This window comes from Arthrobacter sp. HMSC08H08, assembly GCF_001807575.1.
Taxonomy (GTDB): domain Bacteria; phylum Actinomycetota; class Actinomycetes; order Actinomycetales; family Micrococcaceae; genus Pseudoglutamicibacter; species Pseudoglutamicibacter albus.
The window spans coordinates 65,784-86,170 of sequence record NZ_KV789376.1 but is presented as its reverse complement, the minus strand read 5'-3'; the positions used below and the strand labels follow the sequence as shown (position 1 = coordinate 86,170).

The 20,387-nt window shown below is 59.2% G+C and carries 14 protein-coding genes and 1 tRNA gene; 10 read left to right on the top strand and 5 right to left on the bottom strand.

What is annotated here, in order from left to right; genetic code table 11:
• Positions 1-32: 32 nt before the first annotated feature.
• Entirely contained in the window at positions 33-1,913 is a 1,881-nt protein-coding gene (gene ilvD, locus HMPREF3175_RS01725) for a dihydroxy-acid dehydratase (RefSeq protein ID WP_070490386.1), read from the bottom strand.
• A 306-nt stretch (positions 1,914-2,219) separates the two neighbouring features.
• Between ilvD and HMPREF3175_RS01720 the strand changes: the two genes are divergently transcribed.
• From HMPREF3175_RS01720 to metG, 5 genes are all read left to right on the top strand, one after another.
• On the top strand, positions 2,220-4,079 hold the full coding sequence (locus HMPREF3175_RS01720) for an acetolactate synthase large subunit (RefSeq protein ID WP_070490384.1): 1,860 nt from the start codon (positions 2,220-2,222) through the stop codon (positions 4,077-4,079).
• A gap of 10 nt (positions 4,080-4,089) precedes the next feature.
• Complete coding sequence (gene ilvN / locus HMPREF3175_RS01715) at positions 4,090-4,608, top strand: acetolactate synthase small subunit (RefSeq protein ID WP_070490383.1); 519 nt, start codon at positions 4,090-4,092, stop codon at positions 4,606-4,608.
• 115 nt (positions 4,609-4,723) lie between these two features.
• Positions 4,724-5,743: a ketol-acid reductoisomerase gene (ilvC, locus tag HMPREF3175_RS01710; protein ID WP_035754776.1), complete on the top strand. Its 1,020-nt coding sequence runs from the start codon at positions 4,724-4,726 to the stop codon at positions 5,741-5,743.
• A gap of 307 nt (positions 5,744-6,050) precedes the next feature.
• Positions 6,051-7,652: a phosphoglycerate dehydrogenase gene (serA, locus tag HMPREF3175_RS01705; protein WP_070490381.1), complete on the top strand. Its 1,602-nt coding sequence runs from the start codon at positions 6,051-6,053 to the stop codon at positions 7,650-7,652.
• Positions 7,653-7,795: 143 nt separating this feature from the next.
• Entirely contained in the window at positions 7,796-9,358 is a 1,563-nt protein-coding gene (gene metG / locus HMPREF3175_RS01700; protein ID WP_370991803.1) for a methionine--tRNA ligase, read from the top strand.
• Between the two features lie 133 nt (positions 9,359-9,491).
• Here metG and HMPREF3175_RS01695 read toward each other — a convergent pair whose 3' ends face one another.
• From HMPREF3175_RS01695 to HMPREF3175_RS01680, 4 genes are all read right to left on the bottom strand, one after another.
• Complete coding sequence (locus tag HMPREF3175_RS01695; protein ID WP_070490379.1) at positions 9,492-12,056, bottom strand: ABC transporter permease; 2,565 nt, start codon at positions 12,054-12,056, stop codon at positions 9,492-9,494.
• On the bottom strand, positions 12,056-12,832 hold the full coding sequence (locus HMPREF3175_RS01690; protein ID WP_070490378.1) for an ABC transporter ATP-binding protein: 777 nt from the start codon (positions 12,830-12,832) through the stop codon (positions 12,056-12,058). The genes HMPREF3175_RS01695 and HMPREF3175_RS01690 overlap by 1 nt, the downstream gene beginning before the upstream one ends.
• Before the next feature lie 114 nt (positions 12,833-12,946).
• Positions 12,947-13,645 (bottom strand): response regulator, encoded by a 699-nt coding sequence (locus tag HMPREF3175_RS01685; RefSeq protein ID WP_070490574.1) that lies wholly within the window; start codon positions 13,643-13,645, stop codon positions 12,947-12,949.
• A gap of 88 nt (positions 13,646-13,733) precedes the next feature.
• Positions 13,734-15,116: a sensor histidine kinase gene (locus HMPREF3175_RS01680; protein ID WP_176745108.1), complete on the bottom strand. Its 1,383-nt coding sequence runs from the start codon at positions 15,114-15,116 to the stop codon at positions 13,734-13,736.
• Between the two features lie 177 nt (positions 15,117-15,293).
• Here HMPREF3175_RS01680 and HMPREF3175_RS01675 point away from each other — a divergent pair, with 177 nt between their 5' ends.
• From HMPREF3175_RS01675 to HMPREF3175_RS01655, 5 genes are all read left to right on the top strand, one after another.
• The gene (locus HMPREF3175_RS01675) at positions 15,294-16,358 is read left to right on the top strand and encodes a 3-isopropylmalate dehydrogenase (protein WP_070490572.1); all 1,065 of its coding nucleotides are present in this window, start codon (positions 15,294-15,296) and stop codon (positions 16,356-16,358) included.
• 140 nt (positions 16,359-16,498) lie between these two features.
• Entirely contained in the window at positions 16,499-17,617 is a 1,119-nt protein-coding gene (locus HMPREF3175_RS01670; protein ID WP_070490376.1) for a branched-chain amino acid aminotransferase, read from the top strand.
• 63 nt (positions 17,618-17,680) lie between these two features.
• Positions 17,681-18,439: a fumarylacetoacetate hydrolase family protein gene (locus tag HMPREF3175_RS01665; RefSeq protein ID WP_035757201.1), complete on the top strand. Its 759-nt coding sequence runs from the start codon at positions 17,681-17,683 to the stop codon at positions 18,437-18,439.
• A gap of 93 nt (positions 18,440-18,532) precedes the next feature.
• A complete protein-coding gene (gene gltX, locus HMPREF3175_RS01660) occupies positions 18,533-20,044 on the top strand; it encodes a glutamate--tRNA ligase (RefSeq protein WP_070490374.1) in 1,512 nt (503 codons plus the stop codon).
• A 222-nt stretch (positions 20,045-20,266) separates the two neighbouring features.
• Positions 20,267-20,338, top strand: a tRNA-Gln gene (locus HMPREF3175_RS01655).
• Positions 20,339-20,387 lie beyond the last annotated feature (49 nt).

Here is a 20,387-nt window from a genome sequence, read left to right as displayed (position 1 = left end):
CCATTCACTTGGGTTGCGCTTAGCTGGGCGGTTTAGAGATCTTGTGGGCGTGCGATGCGTTCCAGCGCGCTGATGTCGCGCACGGCTCCGCGGTCGGCTGAGGTGGCCATGAGCGCGTATGCGCGTAGCGCGCGGCTGACCTCGCGGTCGCGTTTGAGCGGCTGGTATCCGTGGCCGGCCTCGAGTTGAGCGCGGCGGGCCTGCATCTGTTCGTCTGAGATCTCAAGCTGGATTGAGCGGTTGGGGATGTCGATCGTGATGGTGTCGCCGTCCTGGATGAGCGCGATCTCGCCACCCGAGGCGGCTTCGGGGGAGACGTGGCCGATAGACAAGCCCGAAGTGCCGCCGGAGAAGCGGCCGTCGGTGATGAGGGCGCACTTCGCGCCAAGTCCCAGGCCTTTCAGATACGAGGTTGGGTAGAGCATTTCCTGCATGCCTGGGCCACCGCGCGGGCCTTCATAGCGGATGACAACTACGTCGCCTTCCTTGATCTCTTTAGACAAGATCTTGAAGACGGCCTCGTCTTGGGATTCGCACACCACCGCTGGGCCGGAGAACGTCCAGATGGATTCATCCACGCCGGCGGTCTTCACGACGCATCCGTTGCGTGCGATGTTGCCGTGCAGAACAGCGAGGCCGCCGTCGGCGGAGTATGCGTTTTCGGCGTTGCGGATGCAGCCATTTTCCGCGTCGGTGTCAAGGCTGTCCCACACTTCGGACTGCGAGAACGCGGACGAGGAACGCTTGCCACCCGGGGCTGCATACCAGAGCTTTTGGGCTTCTTCGCTGGCTTTGCCGCCGCGGATGTCCCATTCATCGAGCCAGCTAGTGAGGTCGGGGGAGTGTACGGCATGCACGTTGGTGTGCAACATGCCGGCGCGGTTGAGCTCCCCGAGCAGGGCAGGGATGCCGCCTGCCCGGTGGACGTCCTCCATGTAGTAGGTCCGCTCACCGGCAACGTTGGGCGCAACCTTGGCCAGGCACGGGACCTCGCGGGACTTCTTATCGATGTCCGGCAGGGTGTAGTCGACCTCGCCTTCCTGTGCTGCGGCAAGCAGGTGGAGGATCGTGTTGGTTGAGCCACCCATCGCGATATCGAGTGCCATTGCGTTATCGAAGGCTTCGCGGGTTGCGATGTTGCGCGGCAAAACGGAAGCGTCGTCGTCTTCGTAGTAGCGCTTGGTGATGTCCACGATGGTGGCCCCTGCGCGTTCGTATAGCTCCTTGCGCGCGGTGTGGGTTGCCAGAACGGAGCCGTTGCCAGGGAGCGCAAGCCCGATCGCTTCGGTGAGGCAGTTCATCGAGTTCGCGGTGAACATGCCGGAGCAGGAACCGCAGGTTGGGCATGCGTTCTCTTCGATCGAGAGCATGTCGGCATCAGATACGGATTCGTCCACGGCGTCAGCGATCGCGTTGACGAGGTCGAGGCTTTTCACGGTCCCGTCAGTCAATACGGCGCGGCCTGATTCCATGGGGCCGCCGGATACGAAGACGGTGGGAATGTTGAGGCGCAGTGCGGCTAGCAGCATGCCCGGTGTGATCTTGTCGCAGTTGGAGATGCACACGAGCGCGTCTGCGCAGTGGGCGTTGGCCATGTATTCGACGCTGTCGGCGATGATGTCGCGGCTTGGTAGCGAGTACAGCATTCCGCCGTGGCCCATCGCGATCCCGTCATCGACTGCGATCGTGTTGAATTCGCGTGCGACCGCACCTGCGTTGTGGATCGCTTCGGAGACGATGCGGCCCACGGGGGCTAGGTGGGTGTGGCCTGGCACGAACTCTGTGAAGGAGTTGGCGACGGCGATGATCGGCTTGCCGATGTCCTGGTTGGCGACACCGGATGCGCGCATGAGTGCGCGGGCTCCTGCCATGTTGCGGCCGTGGGTGACTGTGCGTGAACGAAGTGCTGGCATGTCTCTAGTCAAACATGCGCAGCGAGGCGGGTGCTGTTGATTTAAGACGTATGACGCACGTGTGAAGCGTTCACATACTGGTCTGTGGTCCAGTATGTGAGATTGTTACGGGCTCGGTTTGGATGTCCTAGATCACTATTGAGACGATTGGGAAACGTGCTTGAGGCCACATGGTAGGCCTCGCTTTCCGGCCGCGATACAACGCGAGCGGGAGTAGCGCATCCGGGATGACCTTCCAGTTGCGCATCGGCACGGGAGTACCAAACACAGCTACTAGTACATCACTCGGTGAGAAGGGACAGCATCATGGGGCAGGCGAACGCTGCATCCGATGCGTCTGCGGGAAAGAACTCCCGCAAGACACACCACCCCCGCGGGCACGCGGTGGACGTCATGGGGCCTAATCGGAGCGTAGATCCGATTGAGATGACGGGCGCGCAGGCTATTGTGCGTTCCCTTCAGGAACTAGGTATTGAGTCTGTCTTTGGTCTTCCGGGTGGAGCTATTCTGCCAACCTATGACCCGCTGTTGGAGGCACCGGAACTCAACCACGTGCTGGTGCGCCACGAACAGGGGGCTGGGCACGCGGCTCAGGGTTATGCGATGGTGACTGGCCGTCCGGGTGTCGCGATCGCAACCTCCGGGCCAGGTGCAACCAACCTAGTGACCGCGCTCGCGGATGCCCATATGGACTCCGTCCCGATGGTCGCTATTACCGGTCAGGTGAACTCCAAGGTCATCGGTACTGACGCGTTCCAAGAAGCTGACATCGTGGGTATCACGATGCCGATCACCAAGCATTCGTTCCTGGTGACCAACGCCCAGGATGTCCCGGACACGCTCGCGAAGGCTTTCTATCTGGCGACCACAGGCCGTCCCGGCCCGGTTCTGGTCGATGTGACCAAGGACGCCCAAGAAGGCCTGATGACGTTCACGTGGCCTCCGCAGCCAGCCATGGCAGGCTATAAGCCGACCTCTAAGGGTCATATCAAGCAGGTGCGTGAGGCCGCTAAATACATCGCTTCCTCGATCCGCCCGGTGTTCTATGTCGGTGGTGGCGTGATCAAGGCCGATGCGGCCGAAGAATTGCGTGAGCTTGCCGAGCTGGTGGGCGCACCCGTGGTGACCACGCTGACTGCCCGCGGTGCGTTCCCGGACTCCCACGATCAGCATCTGGGCATGCCGGGTATGCACGGTTCAGTTGCTGCGGTGTCCTCGCTTCAGCAGGCGGACCTGCTGATCACCCTCGGAGCGCGTTTCGATGACCGTGTGACCGGCGTGCTGGATTCTTTCGCACCGGAAGCACGCGTGATCCACGTGGATGTGGATCCGGCGGAGATCTCTAAGAACCGTAACGCTGATGTTCCGATCGTGGGGGATCTGAAGAGGATCCTCCCGGACCTGACCGAGGCGTATCGCGAACGCAAGGATGAGGGGGAAGCCCCGGATCTTGAGCCGTGGTGGGAGATCCTCAACCGCATCCGCGATACGTATCCGCTCGGCTACACCAAGACAACCGACGGCGCGCTCGCCCCGCAGCACATCATCCAGCGTCTGGGTGAGATTGCTGGTCCTGAAGCGATCTATGTTGCAGGTGTTGGCCAGCACCAGATGTGGGCTGCTCAGTTCGTGAAGTACGAGCGGCCTCGCCAGTGGCTGAACTCCGCAGGCTTGGGCACTATGGGCTATTCGATCCCGGCGGCGATGGGTGCCAAGGTCGGTAACCCGGACCGTGTTGTGTGGGCCATCGATGGTGACGGCTGCTTCCAGATGACTAACCAGGAGTTGGCGACGTGTGTGATCAACAAGATCCCGATCAAGGTTGCGCTCATCAACAACTCGTCACTCGGCATGGTTCGGCAGTGGCAGACGCTGTTCTATGACGGCCGCTACTCCAACACCGAGCTGAACACGGGTAAGGATTCGATCCGTGTCCCGGACTTCGTGAAGATGGCGGATGCCTATGGTTGCGTTGGTATCCGTGTGGAGACCGAAGACGAGATTGATGCGGCGATCGAGAAGGCGATGTCCATCAACGACCGCCCCGTGCTGATCGACTTCATCGTCTCCAAGGACGCCATGGTGTGGCCGATGGTCCCTTCAGGTGTTTCAAATAACGAGATTCAGGTGGCACGAGGCATGACGCCTCAGTGGGAAGAGGAATAGGACTACATCAATGGCACGCCATACTTTATCGGTACTGGTCGAGGACGTCCCCGGTGCGTTGACTCGCGTCGCTGGCCTCTTCGCCCGCCGTGCATTCAATATTGATTCTTTGGCTGTAGGCCCCACCGAGACTCCAGGGCTTTCGCGCATGACCGTAGTGGTTCAGGCGGATGAGAAGCTATTGGAGCAGGTGACTAAGCAGCTGAATAAGCTCGTCAACGTGATCAAGATTGTTGAGCTTGAGCAGACACACTCCGTGCAGCGTGAGCATGTGCTGATCAAGGTCAACGCTGACGCGGAGACACGCACCCAGGTGACGCAGGCGGCGGATTACTTCCGTGCCCGTGTGGTGGATGTTTCACCGGACACCGTGGTGCTTGAAGCGACCGGTTCGGGCGAGAAAATCTCTGCACTCTTTGACGTTTTGGAGCCGTTCGGTATCCGCGAGATCGTGCAGGCTGGAACGTTGGCTATCGCACGCGGACGCAAGTCGCTGTCGCATCGGGCTTTGCACTCGATTTCGGCCTAGCTGGGGCATCGATCTGGGGCATCGAGTTGCGACACATCGCAGCCGATAAGTGACCGAGAAAATTTTTAGACCTAGAAGAACTCAAACTGTAAGGAATGGTTTCGTGAGCACCACCATGTACTACGAAGAAGACGCAGATCTGAGCAAGCTCAGCGATAAGAAGGTAGCCGTTATCGGTTACGGTTCCCAGGGCCACGCTCATGCGCTTTCGCTGCGTGATTCGGGCGTGGATGTCCGTGTTGGTCTTGCTGAGGGCTCCAAGTCCCGCGCTAAGGCTGAAGCTGAAGGCCTCAAGGTCCTCAACGTTGCTGATGCCGCGGCTGAGGCTGACGTCATCATGATCTTGGTTCCAGATCAGGTTCAGGCCAAGGTTTACGAGGAGTCCATCAAGGACAACCTCAAGGCAGGCGACACCCTCGTCTTCGCCCACGGTTTCAACATCCGTTACGGCTACATCGAGCCGGGCAAGGACATCAACGTGATCATGGTTGCTCCTAAGGGCCCAGGCCACGTTGTCCGCCGCGAATTTGAAGCCGGCCGCGGTGTTCCAGCGTTGATCGCCGTTGAGAACGATGCGACTGGCGATGCCAAGGAGATCGCTCTGGCGTGGGCTAAGGGTATTGGCGCTACCCGCGCCGGTGTCATCGAGACGACCTTCACTGAAGAGACCGAATCTGACCTCTTCGGTGAGCAGGCTGTTTTGTGCGGTGGCGCATCCCAGCTGGTCCAGTACGGTTTCGAGACCCTCACGGAGGCCGGCTACGCTCCAGAGATCGCATACTTCGAGGTACTGCATGAGCTCAAGCTGATCGTTGACCTCATGGTTGAAGGCGGCTTGTCCAAGCAGCGCTGGTCGATTTCCGATACCGCTGAGTTCGGTGACTACGTCTCCGGACCACGCGTGATCGACCCATCGGTCAAGGAAAACATGAAGGCTGTTCTGAAGGACATCCAGGACGGCACCTTCGCCAAGCGCTTCATGGATGACCAGAACAACGGCGCCACCGAGTTCCAGAAGCTGCGTAAGGAACAGGAAGGTCACGCGATCGAGGCGACCGGCCGCGAGCTGCGCAAGCTGTTCTCCTGGATGGAAGACACCGATTCGGACTACACCGAGGGCACTGCCGCTCGCTAAGTCCAGCTCCAGCCGTTCGCTAGCATGAACGGTGAGCCTCACGGCGGGAAAAGAACCCATGGTTCTTTTCCCGCCGCCGCGTTTAAGCGCCACCAGGGGCACGAGCGGGATCAAGCCGGCAACCGCATCGTTATATTGCATTTCATGAAGCGTGCTGTGTGTCATACCAGCGAAACCTGGGTGGCAGTTGGCTGTGAGGAAGATAGCGTTAGGTGCAGTGGGATTCCGCCGGAAGTGCGCAGTGCCCGCTAAACACGCTTGATAAACCAGTGACATAACCCCATCGATCGAACAGAGGATCACGTTCGTGGCTCAGACTCAGCCTGTTGTACTGATTGCAGAAGAACTTTCGCCCGCAACCGTTGAAGCGTTGGGCCCAGATTTTGAGATCCGCAGGACTGATGGCGCGGACCGTGACCGTTTGCTCGCCGATATCGCTGATGTCGATGCGATCTTGGTTCGCTCCGCCACGCAGGTGGACGCGGAGGCGATCAGCGCGGCTAAGAACCTCAAGGTGATTGCGCGTGCCGGTGTCGGCTTGGACAACGTCGATATCAAGGCGGCCACCCAGGATGGTGTGATGGTTGTCAACGCGCCGACCTCTAACATCATTTCCGCAGCTGAACTGACGGTGGGTCACATCATCGCTGCGGCCCGCAATATTCCTGCCGCTAACGCTTCGATGAAAGAGGGGCAGTGGAACCGCAAGGCATTCACGGGTGTCGAGCTCTTTGAGAAGACCGCTGGCATCATCGGTTTGGGCCGCATTGGTGCGCTTGTTGCAGAACGGCTCGCCGCATTCGGTATGAAGCTCGTCGCATATGACCCCTACGTGACCCCGGCTCGTGCACAGCAGCTGGGTGTCACGCTCGTGGAGCTCGATGAACTGCTCGCTCAGGCTGACTTCATCACGATCCACATGCCGAAAACCCCGGAGACTACCGGGATGATCTCAACCGAACAGTTCGAGCGGATGAAAGACACCGCGTTCGTCTTCAACGTCGCCCGTGGCGGCCTCATCGACGAGGAGGCACTCTACACGGCGTTGACCCAAGGCCAGATCGCCGGTGCGGGCATCGATGTTTACAAGTCCGAGCCTGCCCAGGGCATCAAGTTCATTGAGCTTCCCAACGTTTCGGTGACCCCGCACTTGGGTGCCTCGACCGCTGAGGCCCAGGAGAAGGCTGGCGTGGCTGTCGCTAAGTCCGTCCGTTTGGCTCTCACAGGTGAGCTGGTTCCGGATGCGGTCAACGTTGCCGGTGGCGTGATCGATCAGGACGTGCGCCCTGGTATTCCGTTGGCGGAGAAGCTCGGCCGTATTTTCTCCGCACTCGCGCAGGGTGAGCGTTTGACCTCGGTTGAACTCACGGTGGCTGGTGAGATCGCCTCCAAGGACGTCACGAGCCTCAAGCTCGCCGCCCTCAAGGGTGTTTTCACCGATGTTGTCTCGCAGGGGGTCTCCTACGTCAACGCGCCTGTTCTTGCGGAACAGCGTGGTGTCGCAACCCGCTTGACTACCACCGAGGTCTCTGAGGACTACCGCAATAAGCTCGTGGTTTCGGGTGCTTTGGCCTCCGGAGCTGCGCTGTCGGTGACCGGTACGTTGACGGGCCCCAAGCAGATCCAGAAGCTCACCGCAGTGTTCGGGCAGAACCTTGAGATCCCGATCGAGGATCACATGTTGATTCTGCGTTATGAGGACCGCCCGGGTGTTGTGGGTGCGTTGGGTCGCGTCTTGGGGGAGCATAACGTCAACATTGGCGGTATGCAGGTGGCCCCGGCCGATGAGCAGGGCCAGTCCGCCGCGGTTGTCACGATTGATGACGCCCTGCCGGAGGGCCTGTTGGAAACCATCGGTGAACAGATCGGCGCGAGCGTTGCTCGCGAGGTCGACCTCGAAGAGTACTAAAACCTGACTAGGCTCTGGCGCATCAAGGCACCGCAACGGTGCAGGGCGTGGTGCAGGGCGCAGAGCTGGGAACGGTGTGAGGAACAGTGTGGGATGGGTGTCATGTACGCCCATCCCACACCTCATTTCGATAGAATCGCGGCGTGACTGATCTGGGTAAAGATAAAACGTTCTACATGACCACGGCTATCTCGTATCCGAACGGGGAACCGCACATCGGGCATGCCTACGAATTCGTGGCGGCTGACGCGATGGCGCGTTTCAAGCGTTTGGATGGCTATGACGTCTACTTCCTCACGGGCACTGATGAGCATGGCCAGAAGATGATGCAGACTGCACAAAAGCAGGGCATCACCCCGATGGAGTTGGCGCGTGTGAACTCGGATCGGTTCCAGTCCACGCAGGATGCTTTGGGTATTTCTTATGACCGGTTCATCCGCACCACTGATGCGGATCACCAGGCTGCCGCCCAGGCGATCTGGAAGGCCATGGAGGCCAATGGCGATATCTATTTGGGCCACTATGCGGGCTGGTATTCGGTACGCGATGAAGCCTATTACGACGAGGAAGAGACCCACGTAGGTGAGGATGGGGTCCGCTACGCGACCGAGACGGAAACTGAGGTGACCTGGACGGAAGAGGAATCGTATTTCTTCCGTCTCTCCAAGTACGCTGAGCCGTTGCTTGAGCTGTATAAGGAGCAGCCGGAGTTCGCGGCACCGGGTTCCCGGTTCAACGAGGTGATTCGTTTCGTTGAGCGTGGGCTTGAGGACCTCTCGATTTCGCGCACGACCTTCGACTGGGGTATCCCGGTTCCGGATGCGCCAGGGCACGTGATGTATGTGTGGGTTGATGCGTTGACGAACTACGTCACGGGCGTGGGCTACCCAGATACCGCGGGGGAGAAGTTCAGCAAGTACTGGCCAGCCGACGTGCACATTATCGGTAAGGATATTTCCCGTTTCCACGCGATTTATTGGCCTGCGTTTTTGATGTCTGCTGGCATCGAGTTGCCCAAGCGCATCATGATTCACGGGTTCTTGCACAATAATGGCGTGAAGATGTCTAAGTCTCTCGGTAACACGGTGGGTCCGGCTGACTTCATCGAGAATTATGGCTTGGATGCGATGCGGTACTTCTTCTTGCGTGAAGTGCCGTTCGGTGCGGACGGCTCGTATTCGCATGAGGCGATTGTGAACCGCATGAACGCGGAGTTGGCTAATAACCTCGGTAACCTCGCGCAGCGTTCCCTTTCGATGGTCGCTAAGAATCTTGACGGGAAGATGCCAGCACTTGAGAATCTGACGGAGGCTGATACGCAGCTGTTGGATTCCGCCAAGGGTCTGCTGGACTCGGCCCGAGCTCATTACGATAAGCAGGCGTTCTCGCTGGCCCTTGCTGAGCAGTGGAAGGTACTGCACGATGCGAACTCGTATTTCGCTGAGATGGCTCCGTGGGTTTTGCGCAAGGAAGACCCGCAGCGCATGTCGGTGGTGTTGGCTGTGACCTTGGATGTGGTGCGGCGGGTCGCGTTGCTCGCTCAGCCGGTCATGCCGGATTCGATGACCCGCATGTTGGATGTGCTGGGTGTCCGCCAGGGCGCGATGCGCACGTTCGCGGCGTTCGATAGCACAGTCGAGGCGGGCACGCCGCTGCCGAAGCCGCAACCGATCTTCCCACGCTATGAGGAGCCCCAATCTAGCTAACGCTGTGGAACCACAGCGTTAGCTAGCGTAACTGGACTACAACGGTGGGGCAGGTTCACATGAATGTGAACCTGCCCCACCGCTTTTATGTAGCTAGCCTGTGTAGCTAGCCGCTGTAACGCTTCGTGAGCGTTTACTCGACGGCGAGCCCCTCAACTGGAGTGATCTTGGCCGCGCGGCGTGCTGGCAATACCGTTGCCAGCATGGTGATCGCCACGGTTGCTACCCACAGGATGAACAGCGGGATCCACGGGATCGTGAACTCTGCACCATCCATTAAACGGAGCAGAGCGGTGGACCCGAAGTAGCCGAACAAGGTACCGAAGAACACTGCCGCCAGCGCTGTGATGCCTGCGATCAGGAACGCTTCGAGGAACAGCATTGAGCGTAGCTGCTTGCGGGTGAGGCCAAGGGCTCGCAGCAAAGCGTTCTCGCGGGTGCGTTCGAGGATCGAGAGTGTCAGGGTGTTAGAGACACCCACCAGCGCGATGAGGACCGCGACACCGAAGAGCCCAACCACGATCAGCGTGAAGGTCATGATGGTGGCGTCGTACGCTTCCTTTTCCTGTGCGGCCAGTTCAAGGTTCTGTGGGGTTACGTGTGCTGCGTTGGCGATCACCTCAGAGGCGGTCGTCGGCTTGACGTCTTCGTCCAGCTTGGCCCAGATCTGTGTCTGCTCATCAAGCGTCTCGATGTTGAGCTTCTGAGCGGTCTGGATATCGATCATGCACGGAACGGCTGCCCTCGAGGCGGTACCGTGAGGCTTGAGCGTGGTGCCCTTGATCTTCAGCGGAAGAGCTTCCTCAAGTTTTCCGACCGGGCCGAACTCGTTTGCCCCAGGCAACGGCACGTTCGAAGGCACGACCTTCTTCAACGCCTCGACATCGCCAACATAGAGGGCGCTGCAGGAGGTCTCGGCCATCTGGTCTTCCGTGAGCTTCGCAGGTTTGACCAACACTGCTGCCTCGACCTCGTTAGCCTTGGCAACGTTCTCGAGCGTCTTATCCGTCGGGAGCTTGTCCTCTTCGAAATAGACTTTGGCATCGATCGGGAACTGGTTGGAGATCATGTTGTTCATCGTGGCCCTGAGGCTGAACATACCCGTGAGGCATGCCGCAACCAACACCACACCGATCATCAGTGCGGAGCCGACCGCACCTGTGCGGGCTGGGTGGCGTACCGCGTTGAGCCCAGCGAGCTTTCCAGCCGGTTTCCCAGCGAAGAGCTTACCGGCCTGCCCCACAAGGAACGGCACGAGGAAGGTCGCGACAACGAGCAGGCCGAGGAAGGCCAGCACGCACCCTAGGAAGACGACCAAGAAGAACACCGCGGCAGTGTCGGCGTCATCTTCGACAGGGAGAACCGCAGGCCCAGCCATGCCGATGCCGATGAAAACGGCACCCAACAGGATCAGCAGCACACCGGTGGTGATGCGTTTCTTGCCCTTACGGCTACCGACCGTCACGGTTTGTTGCGGCTGGAGGGCAGCGATCGGGGAGAGGCTGGAGGCCTTCTTTGCCGGACGGATCGAAGCAAGCAATGTCATGACCACTGCCAGGACCATGCCGGCTGGGATGGACCACCAGTTGAATGCGAACTGGAACGTCGAAGACTTAGTAACCCAAGCCATGATCGAACCACCGCCGGCGATCAGTGCGATGCCGAGCGCAACACCAACCACGCCGCCGATCAACCCGACCAGGAGGCCTTCGGTGCGCATCATGGACTTGATCTGCTTCGAGCTAGCGCCGATCGTGCGAAGCAACGCAAGTTCGCGGGTGCGCTGAGCCAAAACCACGGTGAACGTGTTCGATGTGACGAGCACACACACCACTGCCGAGAGCAGCACGAACGCGAAGAGCGCTACGGTGAGGAAAACCATGGAGGAGCCGATGTTCTCCATCGACTGCTCGAGCAGCTGTTCCGGTGTCGCAACCGTGACGCCCTCGATGCCGGCTTTCTGCACGGCGGTCTTGATTTGACGTACGATCTCATCCGGGTTGCTACCCGGGGTGAGCTTGAGCAGGTACACCGGCTCGGGAGAGCCCATCAACAGGCCTGAGGCTTCAGCCTGCTTATAGTCCATGAAGACCAGAGGCAAACCAAGGTCATCGATCATCATAGAGTCTTCAAATACACCGTTGGCCTCGTATTTCTGCGGCTTAGCTTCCTCCGGGTCCTGCTCCTGCCCGTCAGAATCCGGCGAGTATCCCAGGGTCAGCGCCGGCGCGCTTGAGTCCTGAGAACCCTTGAAGCGCTGTTTGATCTCCTTGGAGATACCGATGCTCTTGCCATCAGGGAATTCGCCTTCGAGTTTCTTGAAACCGAACAGGCTCCAGTCTCCCTTGACTGCATAGAGGGTCAGAGGATCGTAGCCTCCGCCGAGTGAGAAGATCATTGCGCTCTGATACATCGCATGATCAGCAACCGAACCGTTCGAGGTCACGATCTTGTCGATTTGCTCCAGCCCCTGTGCTGCTTTTTCAGGGTCCCCCTGAGACTTGCCGGTATCCTTCACCTGCACGACAACATCAGACTGTGAATAGACCTGGCCTTGGGAATTGGCGAGGCTCGCCTTCGAGGAGGTCGAGAAGTTCATGACAGCGCTGAGGAACGCAACACCGATCGTCACAGCGAGGATTACCGCTATATAGCGGCGCAGATAAGCGCGCACATTCGCGCGTGCAATCGTATTCATTATTTGGCCCCCAACTGAGCGAGCGCTTCAGCCACACCCTGGGCTGTCGGGTGGTTGATCTCGCCGGCAATAACACCGTCAGAGAGCAACAAGACACGGTCAGCGTAGGATGCGGCCTGCGGATCGTGAGTCACCATGATCACTGTCTGGCCGTATTCGTGCGCTGCACGCTGCAGCAAGGTCAGCACCTGGCTGCCGGACTCCGAATCCAAGTTACCGGTCGGCTCGTCACCGAAGATCACATCGGGACGGGACAGCAATGCACGTGCCACAGCAACACGCTGCTGCTGGCCACCAGAGAGCTCGTGTGGCTTGTGGTTCAAACGTTCGCTCAGACCCAAACGTTCAACGAGCTCGTTGAACCAAGCCATGTCCGGCTTTTGTTCGGCAAGCTCAAGCGGAAGAAGAATGTTCTGCTTGGCCGTCAAGGTTGGAACCAGGTTGAACGCCTGGAACACGAAACCCACGCGCTCGCGGCGCATACGGGTCTGCTCGTCTTCATTCATGGTGTCCACGCGAGTATCACCCAGTGACAATGCCCCGCTCGTGGGGCGATCCAGGGTTGCCAGCATGTGCATCAACGTGGACTTACCCGAACCCGAAGGGCCCATGATCGCGGTGAACCTACCGCGGGTAAAACCCACAGTCACGTTATTCAAAGCCGTGACCTGAGTGGAACCCTCACCAAAGACCTTGGTGAGATTCCATGCTGCAACTGCCGGCTGAGCCGCGTGCGAACCGATGTGTGCTTCAGATGATGGAGGTTGTGTAGTCATGCTTCTACAGTAATTTCCACGCGATCTGTGATCATCGACCACCAGGATGGAAAAACGCAAGGCCATGTCATACTCAGGTATGACATGGCCTTGAAGCGTCAACAGATGACGTGTTTAAGGGGTCACGACGCCTGTCTTATACGCAAGGACGACAGCCTGAACGCGGTCACGAACCTCAAGCTTGGACAAAACACGGCCCACGTGTGTCTTGACGGTCGCCTCAGATAAACACAGCTGCTCGGCGATCTCCGTGTTAGAGAAACCCTCAGCCATGAGCTTGAAAACCTCAGCCTCCCGCGCAGTCAGAAGCTCCAGAAGGTCCTGAGCCGAAGCCCCGTCTTGTTGAGCCTGAGAACGCAAGAGAGGCGCCATATGGTCCAGAAGCCGCTTAGTAGAACTCGGCGCAACCACCGCACCACCATGGAACACAGTGCGGATAGCCTCCAGCAGATCCTCCGGAGGAACATCCTTGAGCAAGAACCCGGCAGCCCCAGCCGAAATCGCATCAAGAACGTACTCATCCAAATCAAACGTCGTCAGAATCAAAACCCGCGGGGCCTCCACACCACGCCGAGCCGCATCCGAAAGCAACTGCGTGGTCGCGGCAATTCCATCCATCCCAGGCATACGGATATCCATCAAAACAACATCCGCATCACCAACAGAGGCACCACTTCCCGGCGGCCTGCACACCGCAAGACCATCAGAGGCCTCCGCAACCACACACAAATCAGGCTGCGAATCAATCAACATCCGAAAACCAGAACGCACCAGTTGCTGATCGTCAACCAGCGCAACCTTAATCCGCTCCATGGAAGCCTCCAAACCCACAACCTTCCAAGCCCAAGCTCGGCTCAATCACTTTCATACCTAACGATTTACTGATTCAAGGATCGCGTGCTCACGCACTAGCAAGCTCATCCGAGGCGTACGGGATGAACGCGTACACCTGATAGCCCCCGGGCAAAACCGAGAAAGCAACCTTACCCCCATACAGCTCAGCCCGCTCACGCATACCAACCTGCCCTCGCCCACTCGAGGGCAACGCGGCGGCAACCCCAACAGTCACCGGACGCTGCGCCCCCGAAGCATCTGCCACCGAATCGCCCTGTGTCGAATGATGCTGCGCCTGCGAATCATTCGCCACCGTCACCGCAAGCCCGCGAGCCATCCACGTCAGAACAACATCCGTACGCGTAGGCGCAACCGCGTGCTTACGAACATTCGTCAACGCCTCTTGAACAATCCGATACACCGCCAACTCAGCACCGGGAGGCAACGTACCGGCAGGGGAATGCTTCCAATCAATCGAGGTCTCAATACCACTCGCGCTCGCGGTGTAGGCGAGTTCATCAAGCCGATCAAAACCAGGGGCGGGGGCTCTGCGGGCCTCATCGCCCTCATCCCTCAAAATCCCCAATAGTGAGCGCATCTCGGTCAACGCTTCACGCCCCGTTTGAGAGATCGTCTCCAAAACCTCGCACGCTACTTCCGGGCGTTGGGCGGCCGCATACCGGCCGCCGTCTGCCTGAGTCACGATGACCGAGAGCGAATGAGCCACCACATCGTGCATCTCCCGGGCAATACGACGACGCTCATCCGCTGCAGCGAACTCACGCTCCCTGACCTGCTCGTCGATGAGCCTCTTCATGCGCAGCTTTTCAGCTTCGAAACGTGCGCGCCGTTCAAAAGATAGGCGACCAAGAAGCCACGCGACCGTCACAATGAGCCAATGCCCGATCAGAGCCGCCGCGTAGTCAAGGGCTTTCCAATCGTTGTCGCCGTGCGGTACGAAGAATAGGATCGCCAAAACGGAACCGAGAAGCCCTGCCACTAAAGCCGTATTCGAGACCCAACGGCTCCCATGCGCGGCCGAAGAATAAATAATGGGCGGCACGAGGATCAGCATGGGGGACTGGTCAGCGACAATGAACACTTGCGCAAGGCATGCGATCACCGCGGTCACCAGCGCGGCGCCCGGATTATAGCGGCGAATAGCCCACGCAACGCACAACGCTACCGGCACCAAAATCAGGGTGATGTAACGCACGGGATGGGGGAATCGCGGCCAGAAAGGCAGCGCAAGTGAGCCCTGAAAGAAATCACCGCTGGCTGGGTCTGGCGAGCGCGGCCCCAACGGGAGAGGGCCCGACGCCCAGAAGATGAAACCGATGAACAGAACCATGCAGGTGGCCTGAATCACGTCCATCCTCACCGGGTGGGTGCGGATCCACGTTTCCGTGCGCCTAATCCTGCCTGGGCGAGTGTTAGCGGTCTGGGCCATACACCACACTCTAATGAGTAAGAGGCACTTTTGACTGCGACCAGGGTATGACGCGCGGCGGCGCCACGGAGCGACGGTACTTGGGTGCATAGCCGTGCTGTGCCGAGGCCGTCATAAACGCGTCCCACATAGTGGGATGTTGGCTCATATTGTGGACGAGGGCGTATTGTGGAAGCCATGACGCGCACACTTGATTTGGCAGTGATCCCCGGCGACGGCATCGGCCCCGAAGTTGTTAGCCAAGCCCTCAGAGTCATCATGGCATCGCTGGAAAACACCGATGTTGACGTAGCGACCACCGAATACAACCTCGGCGCTGAGCACTGGCTCGAAACCGGAGAAACCCTCACCACGGAAACCCTCGAGCAACTCCGTGAGCACCAAGCGATCCTCTTCGGCGCGGTAGGTGCCGCCCCCAACGACGAACGGATCCCATCAGGCATCCTCGAACGCGAGATCCTGCTCAAGCTTCGATTCGCCTTCGATCACGCCGTGAACCTGCGCCCATCCAGGCTCTTCCCAGGTTCCGTGGGCCCACTGAGTGAACCTGGCCAGATCGACTTTGTTGTGGTCCGCGAAGGAACCGAAGGTCTCTATGCAGGTAACGGCGGCCAATTCAAAACGGGAACCGAGCACGAGATCGCAACCGAAGTATCGATCAACACGGCCCACGGCGTCCGCCGCGTAGTCCGCGACGCCTTCGAACGCGCCACCGCACGCCGCAAGAAGCTCACGCTGGTCCACAAACACAATGTTTTGGTCAACGCCGGCAAGCTCTGGAACCGCATCGTCAACGAAGAAGCCACGAACTATCCAGACGTCATCGTGGACTACCTGCACGTCGACGCGGCAACCATCTTCATGGTCACAGACCCAGCCCGCTTTGACGTGATCGTGACCGATAACCTCTTTGGCGACATCCTCACCGACCTCGCAGGAGCCGTCACCGGCGGCATCGGGCTCGCCTCCTCCGGCAACATCAACGTGGATGGAACCGCGCCGTCGATGTTTGAGCCAGTCCACGGATCCGCGCCAGACATCGCAGGAAAGAACATCGCAGACCCGACCGCCGCGATCCTCTCCGGTGCACTCCTGTTGCGCCACGTAGGGCTGGGCGAGCAAGCCGACGCGATCGAAGCGGCAGTCGAACGCGACCTCGCTGCACTCGTTGATGCGCCCGCCGCGCCGCAGCGAGCCACCACCGAAATCGGCGATGCGATCATCGCGCAGCTGAGCGCATAGCGCGGCCTCAAACTCCCATCATCGGTCTTGCTCTACCGCATAGGGTAGGCGCGGGACTAGGGTTACCTAAAGGGGTTACCTACAGGTGCATGCAGACTCAGCGTCTGTGTCGCCGCACAAACACATCACGAGCCGCCACCATGAGCGGCGAAACGTATCGGAACTGGAGCACAACAGTGGAATTCACCCGCACGCTCACGACCAACCCGACCTCGGACGAGGAACGCGCAAAGATCCTGCAAGACCCGGGTTTCGGAACCCACTACACGGATCACCAAGTCATTATCGACTGGGATATTGACAAGGGCTGGCACAGCGCGCGAGTAGTTCCATATGGCCCGGTCGCGCTGGACCCAGCCGCCGCTGTTCTGCACTACGGCCAAGAAGTCTTCGAAGGACTCAAGGCCTACCGCCACAAGGACGGCGGCGCGTACAGCTTCCGCCCCGAATCCAACGCACGCCGTCTGAACCGCTCAGCGGTCCGTTTGGGAATGCCTGAACTGCCAGTGGACGTCTTCTTGCACGCCATCAAGGAACTAGTGAGTGCCGATGAGGCGTGGATCCCGGACGGTGACGGCGAATCGCTGTACTTGCGACCGTTCATGATCGCAACCGAAGCGTTCCTGGGGGTGCGGCCATCGCATCGTTATGAGTTCCGCGTGATCGCCTCACCTGCCGGTAACTACTTTGGCGGCGAGCTTAAACCGGTTCAGATTTGGCTCTCTGAAACCTATGCCCGCGCAGGTCACGGAGGTACCGGCGAAGCCAAGTGCGGCGGCAACTATGCGGCCTCGCTCATCGCCCAACTCGAAGCTGAGGCCAACGAGTGCCAACAGGTCATCTTCACCGACCCAACAAACGATCACGCGGTCCAGGAACTCGGCGGCATGAACGTGTTCTTCGTGATCGATAACGGCAAGACTCTAGTCACCCCAGCGTTGGACGGCACAATCCTACACGGCGTAACGCGCTCCTCAGTGCTTGAGCTCGCACAAGAGAAGGGCCTGGCTGTCGAGGAACGCACCTTCACACTCGGTGAGTGGAAACAGCGCCTCGATGAAGGAACCCTCGATGAAGTATTCGCGTGCGGAACCGCCGCAGTCATCACACCGATCTCGCAGCTACGCGGCCGTGACATGACCCTCACGATGCCGGAAGTGAAGCACGATGGCGTGTGGGCAACAATCCGTCACGACCTCCTCGGTGTACAGACCGGTGCGGTCGATGACACACGCGGATGGCTGCACCAGCTCGCCTGACCGCGCAGCCCCTTGACATCCCCGCACCCAACTGAGCTCCAGTAGACCCAGTAGGCTGGTTTCATGCGTATTGCCCGTTGTGTCATTGATGATGATCCGTTCTATGGACTCGTAGAAGACGAGCAGGTTATCGAGCTAGCTGGTGACCCGTTCTTCCACGGCGTCCAACCAACCCAGACCGTGCACGCATTAGATGATGTGCGTTTAGTCGCACCGATCATCCCGCGTTCCAAGGTCGTGGGTTTCGGCAAAAACTATGCCGAGCACGCACGCGAGATGGGTGGGGAAGCGCCCGCCCGGCCAGTCATGTTCCTGATCCCGAACACCGCGGTTTTGGGGCCGGGGGAGCCCATCCGGTTCCCGGACTTCTCCGACGAGATCTCCTATGAGGGGGAGCTCGCTGTTGTGATCGGCCGTATCTGTAAAGACGTCCCGCCGGAGAACGCCCACGAGGTCGTGTTCGGGTACACGATCGCCAATGACCTCACCGCGAGGGACGCCCAACGCAACGATGGTCAATGGTCCCGCGCTAAAGGCTTCGACGGGTCGGTTCCATTGGGTCCGTGGATCGAGACCGAATTGGACCCTGATGCGTTGGCGATCACCACCGCAGTGGATGGCGAGACGGTCCAAGACGGCAATACCCGTGACATGCTGACCCAGGTCGCGGGCCTGATCGCGCAAGCCTCCGAAGCGTTCACGCTGCTTCCAGGCGATGTGCTGCTCACCGGAACCCCGGCAGGCGTTGGGCTGCTGCAGGAAGGACAGACTGTTGAAGTCACCATCGAAGGCATCGGCACGCTATCGAATCGCGTGATGTAGCCGGCAACCGCTCGGTTGGCGGCCCCGCATCGTTGCTTGCCGTCATTGTTGGTTGCCCTCATCGTTGATAACGACCTACTAAGATAAAGGATCATGAGCTTTACTGCGTCGCTTCCTACGGTTTCCGATTCAACTCCTGTTCGCGTTCGTTTCTGCCCTTCACCCACCGGCACCCCGCACGTCGGTATGGTCCGCACCGCCCTGTTCAACTGGGCTTATGCGCGCCACACGGGCGGAACCCTGATTTTCCGCATCGAGGACACGGATGCCGCGCGCGACTCTGAAGAGTCTTTCAACCAGGTCATCGACGCGATGGAGTGGCTCGGGATCGACTGGGACGAAGGCATCCGCGTGGGCGGGCCGCAAGAGCCGTACCGCCAGTCCCAGCGCATGGATATTTACGCTGATATTCTGCGCAAGCTGATCGACGGCGGATACGTGTATGAGGACTTCTCGACCCCGGAGGAAGTCAAGGCACGCCGCCAGGCAGCTGGGCAGGACGTCCAGTTAGGCTATGACAACTACGATCGCGACCTCACCGAGGAACAGAAGCAAGCCTTCCGTGACGAGGGCCGCAAGCCCGTGTTCCGTCTGCGGATGCCGGACGAGGACATTACGTTCGAGGACCTCATCCGCGGTGAGATCACGTTCCCAGCCGGTTCGGTTCCTGACTTCGTGGTGGCCCGCGCCAACGGCGCGCCTCTGTATACGCTGGTCAACCCGGTTGATGACGCGCTCATGGGTGTCACGCACGTTCTGCGCGGCGAAGATATCTTGTCCTCGACCCCACGTCAGATCGCGCTCTACCGCGCGCTGATTGAGCTGGGGATCGCTGAATACCTGCCGCGTTTCGGCCACATGCCATACGTCATGGGGCAGGGCAATAAGAAGCTGTCCAAGCGTGACCCGGAATCATCGCTGTTCAACCTGCGCGACGCCGGCTTCATCAAGGAAGGCCTCGTCAACTATCTCGCGTTGCTGGGGTGGGCGATCTCCGGGGATGAGGACATCTTCACGACGGAGGAGATGGTCAAGGCCTTTGACATCAAGGATGTACAGCCCAACCCTGCCCGCTTTGACGTCAAGAAAGCCGAAGCCATCAACGGAACGCACATCCGTAGGCTTTCGCCTGAAGTTTTCATTGAACGTTTGATCCCGTACCTGCGAGACGCTGAGCTTGTCTCGGACCCGCTGACACAAGACGAACAGCGCATCCTTGAAGCGGCGGCGCCTCTGGTCCAGAAACGCATGCAACTGTTGGGCGAGGCGCCTAAGATGCTGGACTTCCTGTTCAAGCCAGACGCTGAGATCACGATGGATGACGACGCCCTCAAGCGCATGCCAGAGAACCTGGGCGAGGTCATCGACGTTGCAGCGGACGCGCTCGAGAAGGTCTCCGAGTTCACGGTAGACAACATCGAGCAAGCCCTGCGGGAAAGCCTCATTGATGGCCTTGGGCTCAAGCCACGCCTAGCGTTCGGCCCGGTCCGCACCGCTGTTTCCGGGCATCGGGTGTCCCCGCCACTGTTCGAATCCCTCGAAATTCTGGGTAAAGAATCAACCCTGGCGCGGCTGCGTGCATTCCGCGAGAACCACGCGGAGTAAACCCGGCGTTAATGTGGCGTTCGACACGAGGGAGGAAGCCGATTTGGTTTCCTCCCTCGTCTCGGGTAGGCTAGACAATCGCATGCCGTCGCGAGAAAACATTTGATCGCAACGAAAAACACTCGGTGAATGCGAGCAGTTTGAGAATACTGATTCGCAAAACCGGGTAAGCATAATTGAATATGAGAATTCATATTGATCGTGCTACGCTGTAGTGCACATTGGGATATGGTGTAATTGGCAACACGACTGATTCTGGTTCAGTTATTCTAGGTTCGAGTCCTGGTATCCCAGCGAAGATCTCACCGCTGTTATGGAAGCGGGTAGCCCTCACGGCAGAAGA

Coding starts and splice junctions, on each gene's coding strand:
- HMPREF3175_RS01675 (WP_070490572.1), top strand. CDS start 15,294: ATGACGCGCACACTTGATTTGGCAGTGATCCCCGGCGACGGCATCGGC.
- HMPREF3175_RS01665 (WP_035757201.1), top strand. CDS start 17,681: ATGCGTATTGCCCGTTGTGTCATTGATGATGATCCGTTCTATGGACTC.
- ilvD (WP_070490386.1), bottom strand. CDS start 1,913: ATGCCAGCACTTCGTTCACGCACAGTCACCCACGGCCGCAACATGGCA.
- HMPREF3175_RS01670 (WP_070490376.1), top strand. CDS start 16,499: ATGAGCGGCGAAACGTATCGGAACTGGAGCACAACAGTGGAATTCACC.
- HMPREF3175_RS01720 (WP_070490384.1), top strand. CDS start 2,220: ATGGGGCAGGCGAACGCTGCATCCGATGCGTCTGCGGGAAAGAACTCC.
- HMPREF3175_RS01690 (WP_070490378.1), bottom strand. CDS start 12,832: ATGACTACACAACCTCCATCATCTGAAGCACACATCGGTTCGCACGCG.
- gltX (WP_070490374.1), top strand. CDS start 18,533: ATGAGCTTTACTGCGTCGCTTCCTACGGTTTCCGATTCAACTCCTGTT.
- ilvN (WP_070490383.1), top strand. CDS start 4,090: ATGGCACGCCATACTTTATCGGTACTGGTCGAGGACGTCCCCGGTGCG.
- ilvC (WP_035754776.1), top strand. CDS start 4,724: ATGTACTACGAAGAAGACGCAGATCTGAGCAAGCTCAGCGATAAGAAG.
- HMPREF3175_RS01685 (WP_070490574.1), bottom strand. CDS start 13,645: ATGGAGCGGATTAAGGTTGCGCTGGTTGACGATCAGCAACTGGTGCGT.
- HMPREF3175_RS01695 (WP_070490379.1), bottom strand. CDS start 12,056: ATGAATACGATTGCACGCGCGAATGTGCGCGCTTATCTGCGCCGCTAT.
- HMPREF3175_RS01680 (WP_176745108.1), bottom strand. CDS start 15,116: ATGGCCCAGACCGCTAACACTCGCCCAGGCAGGATTAGGCGCACGGAA.